The following is a 20,787-nucleotide window of genomic DNA, read 5'->3' on the forward strand; positions in this document are numbered from 1 at the left end:
TTATCGCCGAAATCAGCGCGCCCGCCGGCCGGCGGTGAGGACGAGATAGGGGAGCGCGACATACGGCCAGAGGCTCGCGGCGACGCGCGTCAGGCCGTTGAAATTGAGGAAGTGCCCTTGTCGCCAGGTCGCCAGCGCCTCGGTCGAGTAGGGATTGGCGGGGGACAGGTTGATCAGCGTGGCGCCGCCGAGCAGGGCGAGGATGCCGAGTGCCAGACGCAGCCATCCCGGCAGCAGGAGCGCCAGCGCCAGCGCCGCGCCGCCCGCTGCCAGACCGAGTGCGGCGCCCGGCGTAAGCCAGGCCAGCGCGTCCTGCGGTGGTGCCAGCACGCCGGCGGCCAGTGTGCGTACCAGCAGGGCGAGGACGACGAAGCCGACGATCAGCGGCGCTGGTGCGGCCCGTGGCGCCAGCAGGCTGCGCGCAAACAGGCCGATCGCCAGCAGATACAGGGCCGTGATGGCCGCTTCGATGAGGAAATACGAGTGCGCAGCGTAGGCGACGGCAGGCGTCAACGGCAGCAGCGGGCGCAGGTCGCCGGTGCCGAACAGCTGGTTTTCCGGCGACAGTTGCGTGATCAGCCAGACGCCGAGCAGGACGACGCCGAGTTCGGCATGCGCGCCTTCGTCGAGGAGGTGGCGCCAGGCGGCTGCCCGGCGGGCGATGTGCTCACCAATGATCAGCGCGCTCAGCGCGCCCAGGGCCGCTCCCGCGCTGTTGCACGCGAGGTCGAGATTCGATGGCACACGTGCCGGCAGCCAGCTCTGCGTGCTTTCCAGTGCGAAGCTCAGCGCAGCGCCGGCCAGCGTGGCCAGCAGCGCCGCCAGCCATAGCCCGCAACGGCGCCGCCAGGCGAGCGTCAGGAGAAAACCGAGCGGCAGATAGGCGAGGACGTTGATGGCAAGATCGAAGCCGGTCCAGTAGCGCGGCCAGCCGCCGTCGAGGAAGGCAAAGGGCGAGAGCCCGAGATCGCGCCAGTCGGTGAAGGGATGGAGGCTGGCGTAGACGATCAGCAGCAGGTAGGCCAGCGCCAGATAGCGCGGCAAGGCGCCACTGCGCGCCCACGCCGAGTGCTGGCCTGAATGCTGGCCGGAGCGGCTGGCGGACGGGCGGCGCGGGCGGGCGCTGCGCGTGGCGCCGGGGCTGGAACGTGCGGGGCGGGGACTCATGGCGTGGCCCATTCTACCAGCCCACGTCGCCCGTCCCCGAACGCGGCGGCGGGCGATGCGGTGCTCTACTCTTCGTGCGGCCGGTAGGGAATGCGCAGCACGCGCTCGAACAGTTCGGCGGCGGCAGGCTTCGGCAGCGGCGAGGACTTGAGGATGGCGCGCTCGATGGCGGCGTCGAGCGCCGGATTGCCACTGGAGCTGCGCAGGCGCACCGAGATGATGTCGCCGGAGGGCAGTTGCGTGACTTCGAACACCGCTTCCGGATTGCCGGCAATCGCCGGTGGCAGGACGATGTTGTTGCGAATCTTGGTGCGTACCTTGGCCGCGTAGTCGGCGAGGCCGCGCGAGCGCGAAGCGGAGGACTGTTCGGCGTTCAGTTGCGCCATCTGGCGCGCCTCGGCGTCGGCGCGGTCACGCTGGCGCTGGTTGTCCTGTTGCTTGCTCAGTGCCTTGGTTTCGCGGGCGAGTTCGTCGGCGAAGGGGTCGGGGCGTGGGGCCGGTTTCGGCTCGACCTTCGGCGGCTCCGGTTTTTTTGCCTCTTCCTGCTTTGGTTCCGGCTTCTTCTTTTCTTCTTTCTTCGGTTCCGGTTTGGGCTCGACCTTGGGTGGCGTCTTTTCCTCGGGCTTCGCTTTCTTCTCTTCCTTGATCGCGATATCCGGCTTGGCGACGGGCTTTTGCTCGACGCGGGGTTCCGGCTTGACCTCCGGCTTCGGCGGTTCGGGCGTCGGGGTGGGTTTGGGCTCGACGGGCGGCGTCACTGGCGGCGGGGGCGAGGCGCTGCGCCAGACTTCCACCTCGACGGCGGCGGGCGGCTGGCTTTTCCAGTGCATGCCGAGGACGAGCGCGCCGATAAGCGCAAGATGCACGGCGATGGCGAGCACCAGCGATTTGCCCTTGCCCGGTTCGCGGCGTTCCGCGTCGAGGTGGGGATCGGTGAAATTATCGGCGGTCACAGTGGGTCGATGCGTGGGTCGGAGCGTGATTCTGTGCGCAAGCGGTCGCGGGCTGCGCCATCATTTGCCGGTCGGCTGGACGAGCAGGCCGATGCGCTTGACCTCGCGCCGCTGCAGTTCGTCCATGACGCCGAGCACCGCTTCGTATTTGACGCTCTTGTCGCCGGCGATGAGTACCGGCTGATCCGGCCGCGTCGATTGTGCATCGAGAACGGCGGCGGCGAGTTCGTCGCGCGCCAGCGTGCGATCGGCGGTGCCGCTGGCGCGGTCGCGCAGGCTCAGCGAACCATCGGCGCGGATGGTGATTTCGAGAGGCTGTGCCGGAGGCTGTGCCGCCTGGCCGACCGAGGGCAGGTCGATGCTGGCGGTGGTCATCATTGGCGCGGTGACCATGAAGATCACCAGCAGGACGAGCATGACGTCGATGTAGGGGACGACGTTGATCTCGTTTTTCAGGCGGCGCGGACGCATGCTCGGCTCCGGTCCTCAGCGCAACTGGCGTTGCAGGATGTTCGAGAACTCTTCCATGAACGACTCGAAGCGCGACGACAGGCGGTCGATGTCGTGCGCGAAGCGGTTGTAGGCGAGCACCGCCGGAATCGCCGCAAAGAGGCCGATGGCGGTGGCGACCAGCGCTTCGGCGATGCCCGGGGCGACCGAGGCGAGCGTCGCCTGCCCGACGTTCGACAAGCCGCGGAAAGCATGCATGATCCCCCACACCGTGCCGAAGAGGCCGACGTAGGGGCTGACCGAACCGACCGAGGCGAGGAAGGAGAGGTGGGCGTCGATGGCGTCGATCTCGCGCTGGAAGGTGGCGCGCATGGCGCGGCGCGAGCCGTCGATGACGTCTTTCGGGTCGAGGTTCTTCTGGCTTTTCAGTTTGGTGAATTCGCGGAAGCCCGCCTCGAAGATGCGTTCGAGCGCGCCGCTGTCGTGGCGGTTGCTGACGGCGCTCTGGTAGAGCGCGTTGAGGTCGCCACCGCTCCAGAAGTCGCGTTCGAAGGACTCGCTTTGCTGGCGCGCCGTCTTCACGGCAAACCACTTGCGGAAGATGTAGTACCAGGACATGAAGGAGACGCCGCCGAGCAGCAGCATCACGACCTGAACGACGGCACTGGCGTTGAGGATCAGGCTGAAAATCGAGAGGTCTTGCGTAACGTTCATTGCAGCATTTCCAGTTTGCCGCGCAATACGGCGGGAATCGGCGTCGACTTCATCTGCGCGAGATTGACGCAGACGATCTGTACGACGGCGGTCGCGAGTTCTTCCCATTGCTCCGGCGCCGTGGGGTTGGCGCGACGGGCATGTTGGCGAAAGACGATCTGGGCGCGTCCGACCTTTTCGACTTCGAGGCCGATGACGAGCGCGTCGTCGAGGCGGGCGGGCTTGAGGTAGTCCACGTTCACCGAACGCACGACGAACGCGATGCCCGGATCGCGCAGCAAGTCGCCTTGTTCGTGGCCGATGGCGCGCAGCCATTCGGTGCGGCAACGCTCGAAAAACTTGAGGTAATTGGCGTAGTACACGACGCCGCCGGCATCGGTGTCCTCGTAGTAAATACGAACAGGAAAGGTGAACGCGTTGGGCTTTTGTTCGTGTTTCATGGGCGGATTCTACTCCAAGGGGGTGTCGTCGGCGCTCTCGGCGCCATTCGCGTCTTCCTCGAAACGACGCAGTTTGCGCCAGAGCGAGACGCGGTCAATGCCGAGCAGGCGGGCCGCCAGCGCCCGGTTGCCGCCGGCGTGTTCGAGGGCGTCGAGGATGTGCCGGCGTTCGACTTCGGCCAGCGGCGCGATGCGGGTGGGTTCGCTCGCAGCCCTGCCCTCCCCGTCGTCGGCAGCGGGTGTGGCGGCGATCCGTGGCGCGCCGTGCGTCTCCGTGGGCGTCTCGGTGTACTTCTCGGCGGGCGTGCGGCAGCCGATGCCGGGGGGCAGCAGGTCGGGCGTCAGCGAGGCGCCGGGAGCAAGCGCGACGCCGCGTTCGATCAGGTTTTCCAGCTCGCGGATGTTGCCGGGGTAGTCGTGCGCCAGCAGTCGCTCGAAGGTCTCCGGGGCGATCTCGGCGACCGCTTTGCCCATGCGCTGGGCGAAGTTGCTGAGAAAGTGCAGCGCCAGCAGCGGGATGTCACCGCGCCGCTCGGCTAGCGGCGGTAGCGCGAGGGTGACGACGTTGAGGCGGAAATACAGATCCTGACGGAAGCGCCCTTCGGCGACACGTTTCGCCGGGTCGCGGTTGGTGGCGGCGAGAAAGCGCACGCTGGCGGCGATCGGCTGGGTGCCGCCGAGGCGGTAGAACTCGCGTTCCTGCAAGACGCGCAGCAGCTTGACCTGCATCGCTGGCGTCATCTCCGTCACCTCGTCAAGGAACAGGGTGCCGCCGGCAGCGGCTTCGATCAGGCCGGGTTTGACGCCGGCGGCGCCGGTGAAGGCGCCGCGCTCGTGACCGAAGAGTTCGTTGGCAAGGAGTTCTTCGGAGAGCGCGCCGCAGTTGATAGCTACGAACGGGCCGGTGGCGCGCCGGCTGTGCTGATGGACGTAGCGTGCCAGCACTTCCTTGCCGGCGCCGGTGGCGCCGACGATGAGGACGTTGCAGTCGGTGGGCGCGACGCCGGCGGCGACCGTCAGCAGTTGGCGCATGGCGGGGGCGTTGGTGAGAATCTGCGGCCGGCCAGCGGCGTCGTCCAGGGCGGCCTTGAGCGTCGCGTTCTCGCGCTTGAGGCGGACTTTTTCGGCGGCTTCGCGCACGACCTTGCGCACTTCCGGCAAGCGGAAGGGTTTCTCGATGTAGTAGAAGGCGCCGCTCCTCATTGCTTCGACCGCCGAGCCGGCATTGGCGTGGGCGGTGATGACGATGACTTCCGTGTGCGGGCTGCGCCGCCGCGTTTCGCGCAATAGCGCCATGCCGTCGACGCCGGGCATGCGCAGGTCGGTGAGGACGAGGTCGTAGCGTGCCAGCGCCAATTGTTCGAGCGCGGCTTCGCCGCAGTCGGCGCAGTCGGCGATGAAGCCTTCGCGGGCGAGGACGTGGGCGAGGTTGTGGCGGGCGATTTCTTCGTCGTCGACGACGAGAACGCGCGGTGTTTCGTCAGGACTGGCCACTGGATGTCTCCGGCAGGCGGCGTTCGCTCGGGGTGAGGGGGGAGGCGTCGTTACCGTTCACGCTGGCGGTGTCGGGGATGAAGATGCTGAAGCGGCAGCCGCGTCCCTGGGTGCTGTCGACGCTGATGGTGCCGCCGTGTCGTGCGACGATTTCGTGCACGACGAAAAGGCCAAGGCCGACGCCCTTGCCGACCGGTTTGGTCGAGAAGAAGGGGTCGAAGACGCGCGGCAGATCTTCGGTGGCGATGCCCTGCCCGTCGTCTTCGATGGTGATCAGTGTGCCCGGTCGCGCATCGGCTTCGGCCGCCTCGACGCGGGCGCCCAGACGGATGCGGCCGCCCGGCGCGATGGCTTCGGCGGCATTCTTCAGCAGATTGAGCAGGACTTGCTGAAAGCGCTGCCGGTCGACTTCGACGATCAGCGCTGCGTCGACGTCGACATCGATGCGCGGCTGCCGGCCCAGCTGGTTGTAGAGCAGCGGCAGCGTGTCGCCGATCAGCGTGCGTAGCGGTTCCGGGCGACGGGCAAAGCGGCGGTCACGGGCGAAATCGAGCAGGTCGCCGACGATGCGTTGCGCGCGCAGCGCCTGCTCGTCGATCTGGTTGAGCAGACGGCGGGCGGCGTCAGGGTCGGTTTCCTCGATTTCTTCGAGCAGGATCTGGCAGGAGGTGGAGATGTTCGAGAGCGGGTTGTTGAGCTCGTGGGCGACCCCCGACAGCATGCCGCCGAGGGCGACGAGGCGGGACGAGCGGGCAACGGCCTTCTCGCGTTTTTCGAGTTCGCCGAGGGCACGGTTGATGGCGTCGGTCAGCGAGGCGACTTCGCGGTCTTCGGAGATCAGATCGATGCGCCCGCCTTCGCCGGCTGCGATACGTTCCAGTCGCTCTTCGACACGGCGCAACGGGCGGGCGACGCTGCGCGCTACGGCGGCGCCCGAGACGAGGGCGAGGACGATGGCGACGGCGATGGCGCGCAGGAGGTCGCGGTGGTGGGCGGCAATGGCGTCGTCGAGGCGTTGGCGCGCCAGCGCGTCGAGTTGTTCGCCGACACTGAGCAAGTCGCTTCCGACATCGGCGAGCGCCTCGACGGTTTCCGGCGACGGGCGGGCGCGCCGGTTGGCGGCGTCGAGTTCAGCGAGCAGTTGCCGGTACTGGCGCAGCAGTTCGCCCTCCTGCGGCTGCGCGCGTCCGGCGAGCGGGATCGGCGGCAGTTCGGCAAACAATGCGGCGGCGCGGTCGGCACGGTCGATGGCTTCGGCGAGATCGGCCTTCTTGCGGTAGAGCAGGAAGTTCTTTTCCATGCGCCGCGCGTAGCGGATCGAATCGTGAACCGCCGTTACGCGCTGCTGGTCGGCGATCTGGTCTTCCAGCCCGCGAAAGTGCAGCAGCGCTGAGAGCGCCAGGCCGACAAAGAGCAGGCCAGGGATGCCAAAGCCGAAGAGGATTTTGGCGTGCAGGGACTGGAAGCGTTTCATTGTTGAATTATTCAACAGTGGGTTGCACTTCGCAACGACGGATCGTTGTGTGCGGCAACGCTCGCACGGGATGAGGATTTTCCCTGGTGGCGCGCGAATGTTGCGCAACGCCTTGTTTATAAGACGATGTGCGGCGAATTTCGTTGGTTGGCACGACTCGTGCTAATTGTGTTGCAGTGCGCACTGACATTCTTCTCGGTGCGGACAACCAGGAGATTCGGGCTCGACGATTGTCGGGCCTTTTTTTTGTCTGCGATTTTGTCGACGATTCTGTTGCCGATTCTGTTGCCGATTCCGCCGTCGGCACGGCGGGGCGCACCGGTCGGCGTGAGGAGGCGTTCAGGCGTCGCGCTCCAGCGCGCGCGTGTCGGCGGGGGCCGGCAGGCCAAGATGGTGGTAGATCGCGGCGGTGGCGACGCGGCCGCGCGGCGTGCGTTGCAGGTAGCCTTGCTGGATGAGGTAGGGCTCGAGCACGTCTTCGATGGTGTCGCGCGCTTCGCCAATGGCGGCGGCGAGGTTGTCGACGCCCACCGGGCCACCGCCGAACTTGTCGATAACGGCCGAGAGCAGCTTGCGGTCCATCAGGTCGAGTCCGCCGTGGTCGACGTCGAGCATCGACAGCGCCTGATCGGCGACGTCGCGGGTGATGCGGCCATCGGCGCGGACTTCGGCGAAGTCGCGCACCCGGCGCAGCAGGCGATTGGCGATGCGGGGCGTGCCGCGCGAGCGACGGGCGATTTCCAGCGAGCCGTGCGCTTCAATCGGCACGTTGAGCAGCTGTGCCGAGCGCGTGACGATCTGCGTCAGTTCGTCGGCGTTGTAAAACTCGAGGCGGGCGACGATGCCGAAGCGGTCGCGCAGCGGGTTGGTCAGCATGCCGGCGCGCGTCGTTGCGCCGACCAGCGTGAACGGCGGCAGGTCGAGCTTCACCGAGCGCGCCGCCGGCCCTTCGCCGATCATGATGTCGATCTGGAAGTCTTCCAGCGCCGGGTAGAGGATTTCCTCGACCACGGGCGAGAGACGGTGGATTTCGTCGATGAACAGCACGTCGTGCGGTTCGAGGTTGGTCAGGATCGCGGCGAGGTCGCCGGCGCGTTCGAGCACCGGGCCGGAGGTCTGCCGCAGGCCGACGCCCATTTCGGCGGCAACGATATGCGCCAGCGTGGTTTTACCGAGCCCCGGCGGGCCGAACAGCAGGACGTGGTCGAGCGAATCCTGGCGGCGCGTCGCCGCCTCAATGAAGATCGACAGCTGTTCGCGGATCTTGGCCTGGCCGACGTAATCGGTCAGTCGCTTCGGGCGCAGCGCGCGCTCGATGGCGTCTTCCTGCGCCGATTTGGATTCCGGAGCAATCAGGCGTTGGGCCGGGGTGGGGGCAAGGTCGTCTGTTTCGATCATCGAGGTGTCGTTTCCGGCGTGTCTGCGCCGGTCCAGTGCTGGACCAGCATCAAGCCGAGCGCCAGCAGGGTGGGTCCGAGGAATACGCCGATCAGCCCGAACGACAGGGCGCCGCCGAACACGCCGAGAGCAATGAGCAGAAGCGGCAGACTGGCGGTCTTGCTGATGAGGAAGGGCTTGAGGAAGTTGTCGATGCTGCTGATCACCAGCGTGCCCCACAGCACCATGAAAATCGCCCAGCCCGTTTCGCCTTGATCATAGAGCCACCAGGCGGCGCCGCCCCAGAGCAGCGGCGGGCCGATAGGCACCATCGACAGGAAGAAGGTGCCGGCGGCGAGCAGCAGCGCGCCGGGAACGCCGGCGATGAGAAAGCCGATCAGCGCCACCAGCGCCTGTCCGGCGGCGGTGCCGACGATGCCGACCATGACGCCCATGACGGTGCTGCGCGAGGCAGTGAGCAGGTGTTCGCCCAGATCGCCGCCCAGTCGTCGCGCGCCGATCCGCAACATGGCAGCGATGCCTTCGCCGTCACGGTAGAAGAAGAACGCGATGAAAACGACCAGGCCGAGCTGGATGAGCGCATTGCCGATCAGGCCGCCGGTCTGAAAGAGCAGACCGCGCGCCGGATCGAAGGCCTGCCGCAGCAGGCGGGAGATTTCTTCGCGGCTGCTGGCGATGCGGACCCAGTAGTCGTCGGCGTGGCTGCCGACGAAGGGAATGGCGCGCAGTATCTCCGGCGGATGCGCGGGCAAGCCCTGTTCGAACAGCGGTTTCGTCATCGCGACGGCGAGCGAGACGCCCTCGGCGAGGCTGAGCGTGAGCAGCGTCAGCGGCGCCACGAAAACAATGGTGAGCGCCAGTGTCATCAGGCTGGAGGCCAGCGCGTGGCGCTGATTGAGGCGCTCCAGCAGGCGCGCGTACACCGGCCAGGTGGTGATGCAGATGACCGCCGCGAAGAGGATGGCCGCAACAAAGCCGCGCAGCACCAGCGCACACCCCAGCAGCAGCAGCGTGACGAGTGCGATCTGGGCAAACTGCTTCGGCGTGTTGTTCATGCGGGCGGGGGCGATCTACAGACGCGACAATTGTTTCAGTGCGAGACGGATGCCGTCGGCGGTGGCGACACCGGCCGGCAGCAGCTTGACGGCGCCAGCGGCTTCGCGGTCATTGTAACCGAGTGCCAGCAGGGCATTGAGGATGTCATGCGAGACGTCGCTGGCGATGGAGATGGCGTGTGGCAGTGCTTCGGCGAGCTTGCCCTTGAGTTCGAGGAGCAGGCGTTCGGCGGTCTTCTTGCCGATCCCCGGGACTTTGACGAGACGTCCGCTTTCCTGTCGCGCCACGGCATCGGCGAGGTCGTCGACCGACATGCCGGAGAGGACCGACAGCGCGGTACGTGCGCCAACGCCGGAGATCTTGAGCAGTTGGCGAAACGCGAAGCGCTCGCCTTCGCTGCCGAAGCCGTAGAGGAAATGACCATCTTCGCGTACTGCGTGATGAATCAGCAGCGTCGCTTTTTCGCCGGTGGCCGGCAGGTGGTAGAAGGTGCTCATCGGCACATCGACTTCGTAGCCGATGCCGCCGATGTCGATGAGTACCTGTGGCGGATTCTTGCTCAGCAGGGTGCCGGAGAGGCGGCCGATCATGGGGTGTCCTTTTGGGTCGGGGAGTAAGAGAGGGGGCGGTATGTCGCGCAGGGGCTAGGCCAGTCGTCCGTGGCGCATGCGCAGACCTTTCGTGGCGAAGGCGCCGAGGCCCTGGCCGCCGTGGGCATGGGCAATGGCACAGGCGAGTGCGTCAGCGGCGTCTGGGCTCGGATCGCCGGGCAGCGCCAACAGGCGGCGAACCATGTGCTGCACCTGCACCTTGTCGGCGTGACCGTTACCGACGACCGCCTGTTTGACCTGCAAGGCCGTGTATTCGGCAACGTCGATGCCGGCGGCGACCAGCGCGGCAATGCCGGCGCCGCGCGCCTGTCCGAGCAGCAGCGTCGATTGCGAGTTGACGTTGACGAAGACGATTTCGACGGCCGCCTGTTGCGGCTGATAGTGCTCGGCGAGTTCGCGCAGCCCGCTGAAGATCGTTCCCAGACGTTGCGGCAGCGTTTCCTTTTCGTTGCTACGGATGCAGCCGCTGGCAACGTAAGTGAGCGACTGGCCGCACTGGTCGATGACACCGAATCCGGTAATGCGCAGCCCCGGATCGACGCCAAGAATGCGCACGACGCCGGGGGTGGCGCGGGCGGGAGGTGTCGGTGAAGTCGTATCGGTGGGCATGGATGGGATCAAAGGAGGCGCCGGGGGCGAGGATGGCAGACGGGGCGCATGCCGGCAAATGCTGACACATAGCCGCAGCGTCAGTTTACCGGCTTGTCTGGCGGGCCAGATAGACACCGCCGGCTGTCAGTAACATGCCGCAAAGCGCGGCGAGGTTGAGTCGTTCGTCAAAGAGCAGCCAGGCGAAGACGGCGGTGATGGGCGGCGTCAGGTAAAACAGGCTGGCGACGTTGACGGCGCTGCCTCGGCGGATCAGCACGTTGAGCAAGCTGATCGCCCCCACCGAGAGGGCGACGACGAGCCAGCCGAGGGCAAACGTGAACTCCGGCGTCCAGTCGATGACCATGCTCTCGCTGGCGGCCGCGCCGATGGCCATGAGAGCCGCCGCCGCCGCGAACTGGATCGCCGATCCGGTTCGCAGATCGAAGTGCGGGCAAAAGCGCTTCTGGTAGAGCGTGCCGGCCGTTATGGCGAAGAGAGCGATCAGTGCCGGCACGAGCATCACGTCAAAGGAGGCGCTGGCGCCCAGTTTGCTCGACAGCACCAGCGTCACGCCGATGAAGCCTGCCGCCAGCCCCAGCCATTGCCTTGCGCTGACGCGTTCTTGCCGTAACAGGAAGGCGCTGACAGCGGTGAGCAAGGGCTGTACGCCGACGACCAGCGCCGTGACGCCAGCGGGCAAGCCGTGGCCAATGGCAGCGAAGACGCCACCGAGATAGACGCCGTGCAGCAGCATGCCGGCGACGGCGAGATGGGCGATCAGGCGCAGGTCCTTCGGCCAGGGCGCGCGCGCCAGCACGGCGATGCCGCCAAGCAGCAGCATCGCCAGAAGAAAACGCACGAGCAGGAAGGTCAGCGGTTCAGCATGCGGCAGGCCAAAGCGCGCGCCAATGAAACCGGTACTCCACAGTACGACAAAGAAATAAGGCAGCAGGGGCTGCAAAGCGGACATGGGCGGCGCTCGGCGAGTGTGGGCGGGGGGGGGCAATAGGGCACAAATGGGGCGCGAATGCGGCACTGCGTGCTGGTGGGCACTATATGCCACGCGATGGTTCCGCTGGCGGCCTCCCGGGCCTTGCCTGCGGGACGCCGGGCACCGTGTCTTCAGCGTGCTTCAGCGCGCCGCGCGGTTCAGACGCCAGTGCAGCCAGGCAGCAGCGCCGCCGAGCAGCATCAGTCCGCCCATGCCGAAGGCGAGGCTCAGCGTTGTTCCCCAGAGTGCCGGCGCGATGATGCTGGCAGCGAAGGCGTTACAGCCGGATTGCAAAAAAGTCTGGCACGACGCGGCGAGGCCGCGTTTCTCCGGATAGGGGTCGAGCGCTACCAGCGTCAGGATCGGCATCGCCAGCGACATGCCGAAGGTGTAGACGAAGATCGGCGCGACGCTCCACGGTACGCCGGGTGGCAGCGAGAGGCAGAGCACGAGGTTGCTGAGCGCGGCGACGCTCATCACGGCGTAGGCGAGGCGGACGGTGGCGGTCGGCGCCAGACGGCCAGCGAGTCGCCCCGACAGCCAGGAGCCGCCCATCAGTCCGGCCATCGCCGGGCCAAAAAGCCAGAGGAAGGCCGTTTCCGGCAACTGCAAATGGCGCATCACAAAGACTGGCGCCGAGAGCACGTAGACGAAAAAACCGAGGAAGTTGAGCGAGATGGCGAAACAGGCGGCGAGGAAAGGCGGTGCGCTCAGCACGCTGCGATAGCTTTGCCAGAGATAGCGTGGGCGCAGCGACTGTCGGCGCTCGGGCGGCAGCGTCTCCGGCAGGAGGTGCCAGCAGACGGCGCCGAGCAGCACCGTCATGACGACGAGAAAGCCGAAAATCGAGCGCCAGCCCAGCCACGCCTCCAGCCAGCCGCCGATGACGGGTGCGACGGCCGGTGCGAGGGCAAACATCATGGTGATGCGCGACATCAGCCGCTGCGCCTGTGCGCCGTCGTAGAGATCGCGGACGATGGCGCGGCTGACGACAATGCCCGCCCCGGCGGTGACGCCCTGCAGGGCGCGCAGCGCCCACAGTGCTTCGATGCGCGTCACCAGCATGCAGCCGGCGGACGCGAGGGCGAAGAGGGCGAGAGCGGCGAGGATGACGCGGCGGCGGCCGAGCGCATCGGCAATCGCGCCGTGCCATAGCGTCATCAGCGAGAAGGGCAGCAGATAGGCCGTCAGGGTTTGTTGCACCTCCAGCGGCGTTGCCGCCAGCGATGCACCAATATCGTGAAACGACGGCAGGTAAGCGTCGATGGAGAACGGGCCGAGTGCAGAAAGCGCCGCCAGCAGCAGCGCCAGACTGCGCGGCGGCGCCTTGCCGTTGGCCGGGTGGTAGTGGATCGTCGAGGCGGTGGATGCGGTCAATGCGTTCTCAGGAGTCGATGGCCGTTATGACGACGGGCGCCGGCCGTAGCGTGGCGGCCGGCGTGGCGCCACCGAAAGAAAGCTCATGCGCCGGCAAAGCGGCGGTATTGCACGGCTTCGCCGACCTGATCCTCGCCGATGCACGGCAGATCAGCGAGATCGGCAATTGTCCGCGCCACACGCAGAATGCGGTGATAGGCACGCGCCGAGAGGCGCAGACGGTCGATGGCGTGGCGTGCCAGCGTGCTGCCCGCTGCGTCGGGGGTACACAGGCGATCGATCTCGGCGGTGCTGAGGGCGGTATTGAGTTTGCCTTGGCGGGCCAGTTGCCGTTCGCGCGCCGCGATGACGCGTGCGCGAACGGTGGCGGAAGATTCGCCGTCGGGCAGGCGCTGCAGGTCCGCGGCGTCGAGTGAGGGGACTTCAATCTGCAGATCGATACGGTCGAGCAGCGGACCGGAGAGGCGTCCGCGATAGCGCGCGACCTGCTCCGGCGTACATCGGCAGCGTCCGCTGCGGTCGCCGGCGAAGCCGCAGGGGCAAGGGTTCATCGCCGCGACGAGCTGGAAGCGGGCGGGAAACTCGGCTTGCCGCGCCGCGCGCGAGATGTGGATGCGCCCGCTTTCGAGCGGCTCGCGCAGCGCCTCAAGAACGCGCCGCTCGAACTCGGGAAGCTCATCGAGAAACAAAATTCCACAATGAGCTAGGGAAATTTCGCCGGGGCGTGGCGTGCTGCCTCCGCCGACCAGTGCAACCGCCGACGCAGAGTGATGCGGTTGGCGTAACGGTGGCGCACCAAACGCTTCGGGCCGGAACTGTCCGGCGAGCGAAAGGATGGCGGCCGATTCGAGCGCTTCGTCGCGCGCCAGCGGCGGCAACAGCCCCGGTAGGCGCGCAGCGAGCATCGATTTGCCGGCGCCCGGCGGGCCTGCGAGGAGCAGCGAATGTCCGCCCGCTGCCGCGATTTCGAGAACGCGTTTGGCCTGCGTCTGGCCGCGCACGTCGGCGAGGTCGGCAAGCGTCTGCGGCGGTGGCGTTGCGGCGTCTGCGTGCAGCACCGCGAGTGCTTCCTGCCCGGCGAGGTGCGAGCAGACGGCCAGAAGGGTTTCGGCGGCCAATACGGGGGCGCCTGCCAGCGCGGCTTCGCGGGCGCTCTCGGCGGGGAGGACGAAGCGTCGGCCACGGCGATCCGCTGCCAGCGTCATGGCGAGTGCGCCGCGAATCGGGCGCAGCGCGCCGGTGAGCGAGAGTTCGCCGGCGAATTCGTAGTCGCCGAGCGCGTTGGCGGGCAACTGGCCGGAGGCGGCGAGGATGCCGAGCGCGATGGGGAGGTCGAAGCGGCCGGATTCCTTCGGCAGATCGGCCGGCGCCAGATTGACGGTGACGCGCTTGTCGGGGAATTTGAAGCCGGAGTTTTGCAGCGCGGCCCGTACGCGGTCGCGGGCTTCGCGCACTTCGGCATCCGCCAAACCGACCAGCGTGAAGCCGGGCAGTCCGCCCGCCAGATGCACCTCGACGCTGACTTCCGGGGCGGAGAGTCCGTCGAGGCCGCGGCTATGGACGATGGCGAGCGACACGGTAGCGCTGGTTCCGTGCCGGGTGACGGTCAGGGCTGGCCGGCAGGCGGCTTTTCCAGCGCGTCGATACGCGCTTCGAGCGCCTTCAGCTTCTCGCGCGTACGCGCCAGTACTTGCGCCTGGATGTCGAATTCTTCGCGGGTAACGAGGTCGAGGCGGGCGAAAAAGCCGCCGAGCATGGCGCGCGCGTTCTTTTCGATATCGGCCGCCGGGCTGGCGGCGAGCGCGGCGCTCAGGCGCGCGCCGAAGTCTTCGAATTTTTTCGGATCAATCATGACGTTGGCCTCGTTTGCCTTGCTTCGGGAAGGCGCGAATTTTAGCACAGGGGCCGTCGCCGTCCTCGTCCCGCACGCACTGCCGCACCGGCGTGGTGCGGTATGCCCACGGCTTGCGCTATCGGGGTGCGGAATCGTTATGAGTTTTTCATAAAGTGCGGCAAACTCATTGATGCTGCGCGGAATTTTTTTCTGGCACGGCTCGTGCTAAACCCTCTGCGCAGAGCTTTGTTATTTCCTTCAATCCCGTTCTGTTTGAGGAGTGTCAGATGAAAAAAACCGTTCTCTTCGGCGCACTGTGTGCCGCCTTTATCGCGCCCGCTGCGATGGTGCAATCGGCCCACGCCGAAGAAGCTGCCGCCGATGCCGCTGCTGCTCCGGCCCTGACCGCGAACATCAGCGCCGTCACCAGCTACCGCTTCCGTGGCATCGACCAGACCTTTGGCAAGCCGGCCCTGCAAGGTGGCTTTGACTACGCGCATTCGAGCGGCTTCTACGTCGGTAACTGGAACTCGAACGTCAGCTCCGGCGCCGGCTACCCCGACGGCAACCTCGAGATGGACTTCTACGGCGGCTACAAGCAAGCCTTCGGTGATTTCGGTATCGACGTTGGCGCGATCTACTACTACTACCCGGGCAGCGAGATCCGCGGCGCCACGGGCGGCCGTAACAACGGCGTCGCCGACAACAAGGAAGTCTATATCGGCGGTTCGTGGAAGTTCCTCTCCCTCAAGTACTCGTACGCGGTCGATGACTACTTCGGCGCGCGTGGCGACAACGGCGCCCGTACGCGAGGCAGCAACTACCTCGATCTGTCCGCTAACTACGATCTCGGCGACGGCTGGGGCGTCAATGGGCACGTTGGCCGTTTTGACTACAAAGACGTAACCAACGGCGACTACACCGACTGGAAGCTCGGTGTGACCAAGGACATCAGCGGGTGGGTTGTCGGTGCGTCGTACGTCGGTACCAACGCCAAGGGCGACGTCGGTCAGCCGTACCGCTTCTCCAACTCGCTGTCGGACGCCGGCAATACGACGACCAGCGGTTCCAAGAGCAAGGACGCTGGCCGCGGTATCGCCATCCTGTCGGTCAGCCGCACCTTCTAAGGCGTTTCACGTATCAACCGGGGAGGCTGCGGCCTCCCCTTCCAGGAGCCCAACATGAAACTGGTCACCGCCATTATCAAGCCCTTCAAGCTTGACGAAGTGCGTGAGGCGCTGTCCGCCATCGGCGTACAGGGCATCACTGTCACCGAGGTCAAGGGCTTCGGCCGGCAGAAGGGTCACACCGAGCTGTACCGCGGCGCTGAGTACGTCGTCGACTTTTTGCCAAAAGTGAAAATCGAAGCCGCCGTCAAGGACAGCATCGTTGAACAGGTCGTCGAAGCAGTCGAGAAGTCTGCCAGCACCGGCAAAATCGGTGACGGCAAGATCTTCGTCTTCGATGTCGAACAAGTCATCCGCATCCGCACCGGCGAAACCGGTGAGGACGCGCTGTAAGGAGCGAACCATGAGACGCCTCATTGCACTGGTAGCCCTGTTGGGCGCCTTGGGCCTCAGCGGTCTGGGCGCACCCGCCTGGGCCGACGATACGCCGGCGCCGGCCGCCGCAGCCGCCACGACGACCGCGGCTACGCCGGCCCCCGCTGCGGCTGCCCCGGCCGCGCCCGCCGCCCCCGCTTCTGCCGACGCTGCGCCGGCGGCGGCTGAAGCAGCTCCCGCGGCGGATGCGCCGCCCCCGCCGACCGTCAATAAGGGCGACAACGCCTGGGTGATGCTCTGCGCCGTGCTGGTGATTCTGATGACGATTCCCGGTGTCGCGCTGTTCTACGGCGGTCTGGTCCGCTCGAAGAACATGCTGTCGGTGCTGATGCAATCCTTCGTCACCTTCGCGCTGGTCACCGTCCTCTGGGCGATCTACGGCTACTCGGTGGCCTTCACCGAAGGCTCGGCGTTCTTCGGATCGCTCGACAAGATCCTGCTGAAAGGCATCACCGTTGATTCGATCGCGGCGACCTTCAGCAAGGGCGTCGGCATCTCCGAGCTGGCCTACGTCGTCTTCCAGGGCGCTTTTGCGGCGATTACCTGCGCGCTGATCGTCGGCTCCTTCGCCGAACGCGCCAAGTTCGCTGCCGTGCTGGCGTTCATGGTGATCTGGTTCTCCTTCTCCTACCTGCCGATGGCGCACATGGTCTGGTATTGGGCGGGCCCGGATGCCTACATCAACGCTGCCGCCGGTGACGCCGCTGGTGCGACGGCCGGCTTCCTCTTCCAGAAGGGCGTGCTCGACTTCGCTGGCGGTACGGTGGTGCACATCAACGCGGCGGTCGCAGGTCTCGTCGGTGCCTTCCTGATCGGCAAGCGCATCGGCTACGGTCGCGAATCGATGGCGCCGCACAGCCTTACCTTCACCATGATCGGCGCCTCGCTGCTGTGGTTCGGCTGGTTTGGCTTCAACGCCGGTTCGGCGCTCGAAGCTTCCGGTGGCGCTGCGCTCGCGCTGACCAACACCTGGGTCGCTACGGCGGGTGCAACCCTGTCGTGGATGTTTGCCGAGTGGATGCTCAAGGGCAAGCCGTCGATGCTCGGTGCAGCTTCCGGTGCGGTGGCTGGTCTGGTGGCGATCACGCCGGCGGCGGGCTTCGTCGGTGTCGGTGGCGGCCTCGTCATCGGTCTGGCGGCGGGCGTTGTCTGCCTCTGGGGTGTCAATGGCCTGAAGCGCCTGATCGGCGCGGACGACTCGCTCGACGTCTTCGGCGTCCATGGCATCGGCGGCATCCTCGGTGCCATCCTCACCGGCGTCTTTGCCGACCCGGCGCTCGGCGGCACGGGGGTCTATGACTACGTCGCCAACGCCGTTGCCCCGTACGACATGGGCGCGCAACTGGTGAGCCAATGCTGGGGTGTCGGAACGTCGATCCTCTGGTCTGGCATCGTCGCCCTGGTGGCCTACAAGATCGTCGATCTGCTGATCGGTCTGCGCGTGCCGGAAGATCAGGAACGCGAAGGTCTCGACATCACCTCGCACGGTGAAACGGCCTACCACCACTGAGTTTCTGTCCTCCTCTAGTGTCATCCTCTTCGGGCGCCTGCGGGCGCCCGTTTTTTTTGTGCCTGGCGAGGTGGAAGGGGAGCGCCTCGCGCGCGCTGACCGCTCGCCGCCCCGTTGCCGGTTGCCTCGTGTACAATACCGGCCCTTCATAAACGCTGTCCTTTCCGGGGTTTAACCGTGCTCGTCGCCAACAACATCACCATGCAGTTCGGGGCCAAGCCCCTGTTCGAGAATGTCTCGATCAAGTTTGGCGAGGGCTACCGTTACGGTTTGATCGGCGCCAACGGTGCCGGCAAGTCGACGTTCATGAAGATCCTCGCCGGTGTGCTTGAGCAGAGCGCGGGCAACGTCAGCAAAGATGCGCACGAGCGCATGGCCTACCTGCGGCAGGACCAGTTCGCCTACGAAGATCAGCGCGTCATCGACGTCGTCCTCATGGGGCACGAGGAAATGTGGGCGTGCATGACCGAAAAGGACGCCATCTACGCCAACCCCGAGGCGAGCGAAGACGACTACATGCACGCCGCCGAACTCGAAGCGAAGTTCGCCGAGTACGACGGCTACACTGCCGAGGCGCGCGCCGGCGAACTGCTGCTCGGTATCGGCATTCCCGCCGCCCAGCACTTCGGCCCGATGAGCGAAGTGGCGCCCGGCTGGAAGCTGCGCGTGCTGCTGGCGCAGGCACTCTTTGCCAATCCCGACATCCTGCTGCTCGACGAACCGACCAACAACCTCGACATCGATACCATCCGCTGGCTCGAAGACATCCTCAACGAGCGCAACAGCACGATGATCATCATCAGCCACGACCGTCACTTCCTGAATCAGGTGTGCACGCACATGGCCGACCTCGACTACGGCAAGATCAGCGTCTATCCGGGCAACTACGACGACTTCATGGAAGCGTCGACGCAGGCGCGCGAACGGCAGCAGAACGCCAACGCCAAGGCCAAGGAGCGCATCGCCGACCTGCAGGACTTCGTGCGCCGCTTCTCGGCCAACAAGTCCAAGGCCAAGCAGGCCACCTCGCGCCTGAAGCTGATCGACAAGTTGAAGCCCGAGGACGTCAAGCCCTCGTCGCGCCAGTACCCGTGGATCCGCTTCGACTACGACGAGAAGGACAAGCTGCACCGTCAGGCCGCCGAAGTCGAGAACCTCACCTTTGCCTACCCGGGCAGCGAGCGCCAGCTGTTCAACAGCTTCAACTTCACGCTCAATGCCGGCGACCGCGTCGCCGTCATCGGCGAGAACGGCGTCGGCAAGACCACCTTCCTCAAGTTGCTGATGGGTCAGCTGCAGCCGCAGTTCGGCAGCATCAAGTGGACCGAGAAGGCCAAGTGCGGCTACTACGCGCAGGACCACGCCGACGACTTCAAGAGCGAGCAGAGCCTGACCGACTGGGTTGCCGGCCATGCACGTGCCAACGCTGCCGAAGGCGAAGACCTCGAAACGCTGATCCGTGGCACGCTCGGCCGTCTGCTCTTCTCCGGCGACGACGTGAAGAAGCCGGTCAACGTCATCTCCGGTGGCGAGCAGGGGCGGATGATCTTCGGCAGGCTGATGCTGACCAAGAACAACGTGCTGGTCCTCGACGAACCGACCAACCACCTCGACATGGAATCGATCGAGTCGCTCAACACCGCGCTCGACAAGTTCAAGGGCACGCTGGTGTTCGTCTCGCACGACCGCGAGTTCGTCTCCTCGCTGGCGACGCGCATCCTCGAAGTGCGCATGGACGGCAAGCACGTGAACTACCCCGGCAGCTACGAAGACTACCTGTCCAGCCGCGGCATCGACTAAGAGGTTTCATGCTTGCTCGTCTTTGCGCGCTGGCCCTGCGCCTGCTCGGTTGGCGTGCCGTATTCACGCCGCCGCCAGGGCCGAAATCGGTCGTCATCGTCTACCCGCACACTTCCAACTGGGATTTCCCGGTAGGGCTGCTGTTTCGCATCCGCTCCGGCGTCTTCATGCACTGGGCGGGCAAGGACACGCTCTTTCGCTGGCCCTTGCGGCGCTTCTTCCTGCGCGTCGGCGGCGTGCCGATCAACCGGCGCGAACACACGGGAATGACCGCCCAGCTGCTGGCCGCCTTCGCCAGCAAGCCCGAGTTCCACATGGTGATCACGCCGGAAGGCACGCGCAGCTACAGCGATCACTGGAAGTCCGGCTTCTACCGTCTGGCGCTGGCGGCACAGGTGCCGCTGGGCCTCGGCTTCATCGACTTTGGCCGGCGTCAGGTCGGCATCGAGCGCTGGATCACGCTCACCGGTGACCAAGAGAGCGATCTCGCGCTCATCCGCGATTACTACGCCGGCAAGCGCGCGCTCTACCCGGAAAAAGCCGGGCCGATTCGCTTCAAGTCTTAAGCGGCGCGCTTACGGCGCGCCCTCGGCCTTTTTGGCCTCGCGCTCGGCGCGGTGCCTGGCGCGTTCGGCGTCGCGCTCGCGCCGGTCGGCTTCTTCGGCGAGTGTCTTGCGGCGGCCTTCTTCGGCTTGCGCGGCTTTTTCGGCCAGATGCTGTTCGCGCTCGGCGGCCCGTCGCGCTTCTTCGGCGCGGTAACGCGCTGCCTGTTCGCGTTCATCGACGGCACGCCGTTCGGCGTCCTGCGCGCGCTGTGCGTCCTTGGCCTGAATTTCGGCGCGGCGATGTTCCCGTTCGAAGTCGCGCGCCATCTGGTCGAGCGGGCGGATGGCGATGGACGCCGCCGTGAACGCCTTTTTGGCATCTTCAAGGCAGGCGTTCATCAGGAACCTGCTGTAGCACGCGTCCTTCTCCGCCGCGTAACGGCGCTCGTTTTCGCTACGCAGCGCTTCGGCGCGCTGGTGCATTGCCTGGGCGTCTTCCATCGATTGCGGCGGCGTGATCGGTCCGACGACCAGTTCGGCGGCGGCGGCAGTCGGCACGGAAAAGACGTTGGTGAGGTTCGTTCCTCGTGTGGCGCTGCCCGTGTCGGGCGAATGCGCACCCGGCAGCGCGTTGGCACCCAGACCGACCCAGCAGGCCGCGCCGAGTAGGCCAACGAGGCCGAGGCGCCAAGCGGGGCGGCGGAGCGGCGCGTTTTCCGTGTGTCTCATGAATGTTCTCTCTTTCGTTGCCGCGCCACGAGCGGCGGTGTCCGATCGGCGAGGCCGTAAAATAGCCACTTTCACCAGACGACGCCAGCGT

At 66.2% G+C, this 20,787-nt stretch carries 21 protein-coding genes; 5 read left to right on the forward strand and 16 right to left on the reverse strand.

Annotated elements, in window-relative coordinates; translation table 11 throughout:
• Window positions 1-12 precede the first annotated feature (12 nt).
• From GHK24_RS08915 to GHK24_RS08985, 15 genes are all read right to left on the reverse strand, one after another.
• Complete coding sequence (locus tag GHK24_RS08915; protein ID WP_153472265.1) at window positions 13-1,167, reverse strand: VanZ family protein; 1,155 nt, start codon at window positions 1,165-1,167, stop codon at window positions 13-15.
• Window positions 1,168-1,232: 65 nt separating this feature from the next.
• Window positions 1,233-2,120: an energy transducer TonB gene (locus GHK24_RS08920; protein ID WP_340666150.1), complete on the reverse strand. Its 888-nt coding sequence runs from the start codon at window positions 2,118-2,120 to the stop codon at window positions 1,233-1,235.
• A 60-nt stretch (window positions 2,121-2,180) separates the two neighbouring features.
• Window positions 2,181-2,591, reverse strand: coding sequence for a protein TolR (gene tolR / locus GHK24_RS08925; protein WP_153472268.1), 411 nt, complete (start codon window positions 2,589-2,591; stop codon window positions 2,181-2,183).
• A gap of 15 nt (window positions 2,592-2,606) precedes the next feature.
• A complete protein-coding gene (gene tolQ, locus GHK24_RS08930) occupies window positions 2,607-3,284 on the reverse strand; it encodes a protein TolQ (protein WP_153472271.1) in 678 nt (225 codons plus the stop codon).
• Complete coding sequence (gene ybgC / locus GHK24_RS08935) at window positions 3,281-3,724, reverse strand: tol-pal system-associated acyl-CoA thioesterase (protein ID WP_153472273.1); 444 nt, start codon at window positions 3,722-3,724, stop codon at window positions 3,281-3,283. The genes tolQ and ybgC overlap by 4 nt, the downstream gene beginning before the upstream one ends.
• 9 nt (window positions 3,725-3,733) lie before the next feature.
• Window positions 3,734-5,218, reverse strand: coding sequence for a sigma-54-dependent transcriptional regulator (locus tag GHK24_RS13895; protein WP_340666151.1), 1,485 nt, complete (start codon window positions 5,216-5,218; stop codon window positions 3,734-3,736).
• A complete protein-coding gene (locus GHK24_RS08945; RefSeq protein WP_153472276.1) occupies window positions 5,205-6,692 on the reverse strand; it encodes a sensor histidine kinase in 1,488 nt (495 codons plus the stop codon). The genes GHK24_RS13895 and GHK24_RS08945 overlap by 14 nt, the downstream gene beginning before the upstream one ends.
• Before the next feature lie 339 nt (window positions 6,693-7,031).
• Complete coding sequence (ruvB, locus tag GHK24_RS08950; RefSeq protein ID WP_153472279.1) at window positions 7,032-8,090, reverse strand: Holliday junction branch migration DNA helicase RuvB; 1,059 nt, start codon at window positions 8,088-8,090, stop codon at window positions 7,032-7,034.
• Window positions 8,087-9,145, reverse strand: a complete 1,059-nt coding sequence (locus GHK24_RS08955; protein ID WP_153472282.1) for an AI-2E family transporter — start codon at window positions 9,143-9,145, stop codon at window positions 8,087-8,089. The genes ruvB and GHK24_RS08955 overlap by 4 nt, the downstream gene beginning before the upstream one ends.
• Before the next feature lie 15 nt (window positions 9,146-9,160).
• A complete protein-coding gene (gene ruvA, locus GHK24_RS08960; protein WP_153472285.1) occupies window positions 9,161-9,736 on the reverse strand; it encodes a Holliday junction branch migration protein RuvA in 576 nt (191 codons plus the stop codon).
• 54 nt (window positions 9,737-9,790) lie between these two features.
• Window positions 9,791-10,366 (reverse strand): crossover junction endodeoxyribonuclease RuvC, encoded by a 576-nt coding sequence (ruvC, locus tag GHK24_RS08965; protein ID WP_153472287.1) that lies wholly within the window; start codon window positions 10,364-10,366, stop codon window positions 9,791-9,793.
• Window positions 10,367-10,451: 85 nt separating this feature from the next.
• Entirely contained in the window at window positions 10,452-11,318 is an 867-nt protein-coding gene (locus tag GHK24_RS08970; RefSeq protein WP_153472290.1) for a DMT family transporter, read from the reverse strand.
• 162 nt (window positions 11,319-11,480) lie between these two features.
• Window positions 11,481-12,716 (reverse strand): multidrug effflux MFS transporter, encoded by a 1,236-nt coding sequence (locus tag GHK24_RS08975; protein ID WP_228384626.1) that lies wholly within the window; start codon window positions 12,714-12,716, stop codon window positions 11,481-11,483.
• 83 nt (window positions 12,717-12,799) lie between these two features.
• Window positions 12,800-14,293 carry a YifB family Mg chelatase-like AAA ATPase gene (locus tag GHK24_RS08980; RefSeq protein WP_340666152.1) on the reverse strand — a complete coding sequence of 498 codons (1,494 nt, stop codon included), beginning with the start codon at window positions 14,291-14,293 and terminating at the stop codon, window positions 12,800-12,802.
• A 29-nt stretch (window positions 14,294-14,322) separates the two neighbouring features.
• A complete protein-coding gene (locus GHK24_RS08985) occupies window positions 14,323-14,568 on the reverse strand; it encodes an accessory factor UbiK family protein (protein WP_153472297.1) in 246 nt (81 codons plus the stop codon).
• Window positions 14,569-14,837: 269 nt separating this feature from the next.
• Between GHK24_RS08985 and GHK24_RS08990 the strand changes: the two genes are divergently transcribed.
• The 5 genes from GHK24_RS08990 (at window position 14,838) to GHK24_RS09010 (ending at window position 19,988) form a co-directional block, all read left to right on the forward strand.
• Entirely contained in the window at window positions 14,838-15,677 is an 840-nt protein-coding gene (locus tag GHK24_RS08990; protein WP_153472300.1) for a TorF family putative porin, read from the forward strand.
• Between the two features lie 54 nt (window positions 15,678-15,731).
• Window positions 15,732-16,070, forward strand: coding sequence for a P-II family nitrogen regulator (gene glnK / locus GHK24_RS08995; RefSeq protein ID WP_153472304.1), 339 nt, complete (start codon window positions 15,732-15,734; stop codon window positions 16,068-16,070).
• Between the two features lie 10 nt (window positions 16,071-16,080).
• Window positions 16,081-17,622 (forward strand): ammonium transporter, encoded by a 1,542-nt coding sequence (locus tag GHK24_RS09000; RefSeq protein ID WP_153472307.1) that lies wholly within the window; start codon window positions 16,081-16,083, stop codon window positions 17,620-17,622.
• A 177-nt stretch (window positions 17,623-17,799) separates the two neighbouring features.
• Window positions 17,800-19,422: an ABC-F family ATPase gene (locus GHK24_RS09005; protein ID WP_167680969.1), complete on the forward strand. Its 1,623-nt coding sequence runs from the start codon at window positions 17,800-17,802 to the stop codon at window positions 19,420-19,422.
• Window positions 19,423-19,430: 8 nt separating this feature from the next.
• Entirely contained in the window at window positions 19,431-19,988 is a 558-nt protein-coding gene (locus tag GHK24_RS09010; RefSeq protein ID WP_153472310.1) for a 1-acyl-sn-glycerol-3-phosphate acyltransferase, read from the forward strand.
• A 9-nt stretch (window positions 19,989-19,997) separates the two neighbouring features.
• On the opposite strand, the gene GHK24_RS09015 is transcribed toward GHK24_RS09010, so the two are convergent.
• On the reverse strand, window positions 19,998-20,696 hold the full coding sequence (locus GHK24_RS09015) for a hypothetical protein (RefSeq protein ID WP_153472313.1): 699 nt from the start codon (window positions 20,694-20,696) through the stop codon (window positions 19,998-20,000).
• Between the last annotated feature and the right edge of the window lie 91 nt (window positions 20,697-20,787).

Source organism: Rhodocyclus gracilis (assembly GCF_009617575.1).
GTDB lineage: Bacteria > Pseudomonadota > Gammaproteobacteria > Burkholderiales > Rhodocyclaceae > Rhodocyclus > Rhodocyclus gracilis.

Excerpts from the sequence above, each read along its gene's own strand:
- GHK24_RS08955 (WP_153472282.1), bottom strand. The coding sequence starts at position 9,145 with ATGAACAACACGCCGAAGCAGTTTGCCCAGATCGCACTCGTCACGCTG.
- ruvC (WP_153472287.1), bottom strand. The coding sequence starts at position 10,366 with ATGCCCACCGATACGACTTCACCGACACCTCCCGCCCGCGCCACCCCC.
- ruvA (WP_153472285.1), bottom strand. The coding sequence starts at position 9,736 with ATGATCGGCCGCCTCTCCGGCACCCTGCTGAGCAAGAATCCGCCACAG.
- GHK24_RS08990 (WP_153472300.1), top strand. The coding sequence starts at position 14,838 with ATGAAAAAAACCGTTCTCTTCGGCGCACTGTGTGCCGCCTTTATCGCG.
- GHK24_RS08915 (WP_153472265.1), bottom strand. The coding sequence starts at position 1,167 with ATGAGTCCCCGCCCCGCACGTTCCAGCCCCGGCGCCACGCGCAGCGCC.
- GHK24_RS08945 (WP_153472276.1), bottom strand. The coding sequence starts at position 6,692 with ATGAAACGCTTCCAGTCCCTGCACGCCAAAATCCTCTTCGGCTTTGGC.
- glnK (WP_153472304.1), top strand. The coding sequence starts at position 15,732 with ATGAAACTGGTCACCGCCATTATCAAGCCCTTCAAGCTTGACGAAGTG.
- GHK24_RS09000 (WP_153472307.1), top strand. The coding sequence starts at position 16,081 with ATGAGACGCCTCATTGCACTGGTAGCCCTGTTGGGCGCCTTGGGCCTC.
- tolR (WP_153472268.1), bottom strand. The coding sequence starts at position 2,591 with ATGCGTCCGCGCCGCCTGAAAAACGAGATCAACGTCGTCCCCTACATC.
- tolQ (WP_153472271.1), bottom strand. The coding sequence starts at position 3,284 with ATGAACGTTACGCAAGACCTCTCGATTTTCAGCCTGATCCTCAACGCC.
- GHK24_RS08985 (WP_153472297.1), bottom strand. The coding sequence starts at position 14,568 with ATGATTGATCCGAAAAAATTCGAAGACTTCGGCGCGCGCCTGAGCGCC.
- GHK24_RS08970 (WP_153472290.1), bottom strand. The coding sequence starts at position 11,318 with ATGTCCGCTTTGCAGCCCCTGCTGCCTTATTTCTTTGTCGTACTGTGG.
- GHK24_RS09015 (WP_153472313.1), bottom strand. The coding sequence starts at position 20,696 with ATGAGACACACGGAAAACGCGCCGCTCCGCCGCCCCGCTTGGCGCCTC.
- ybgC (WP_153472273.1), bottom strand. The coding sequence starts at position 3,724 with ATGAAACACGAACAAAAGCCCAACGCGTTCACCTTTCCTGTTCGTATT.
- GHK24_RS09010 (WP_153472310.1), top strand. The coding sequence starts at position 19,431 with ATGCTTGCTCGTCTTTGCGCGCTGGCCCTGCGCCTGCTCGGTTGGCGT.
- ruvB (WP_153472279.1), bottom strand. The coding sequence starts at position 8,090 with ATGATCGAAACAGACGACCTTGCCCCCACCCCGGCCCAACGCCTGATT.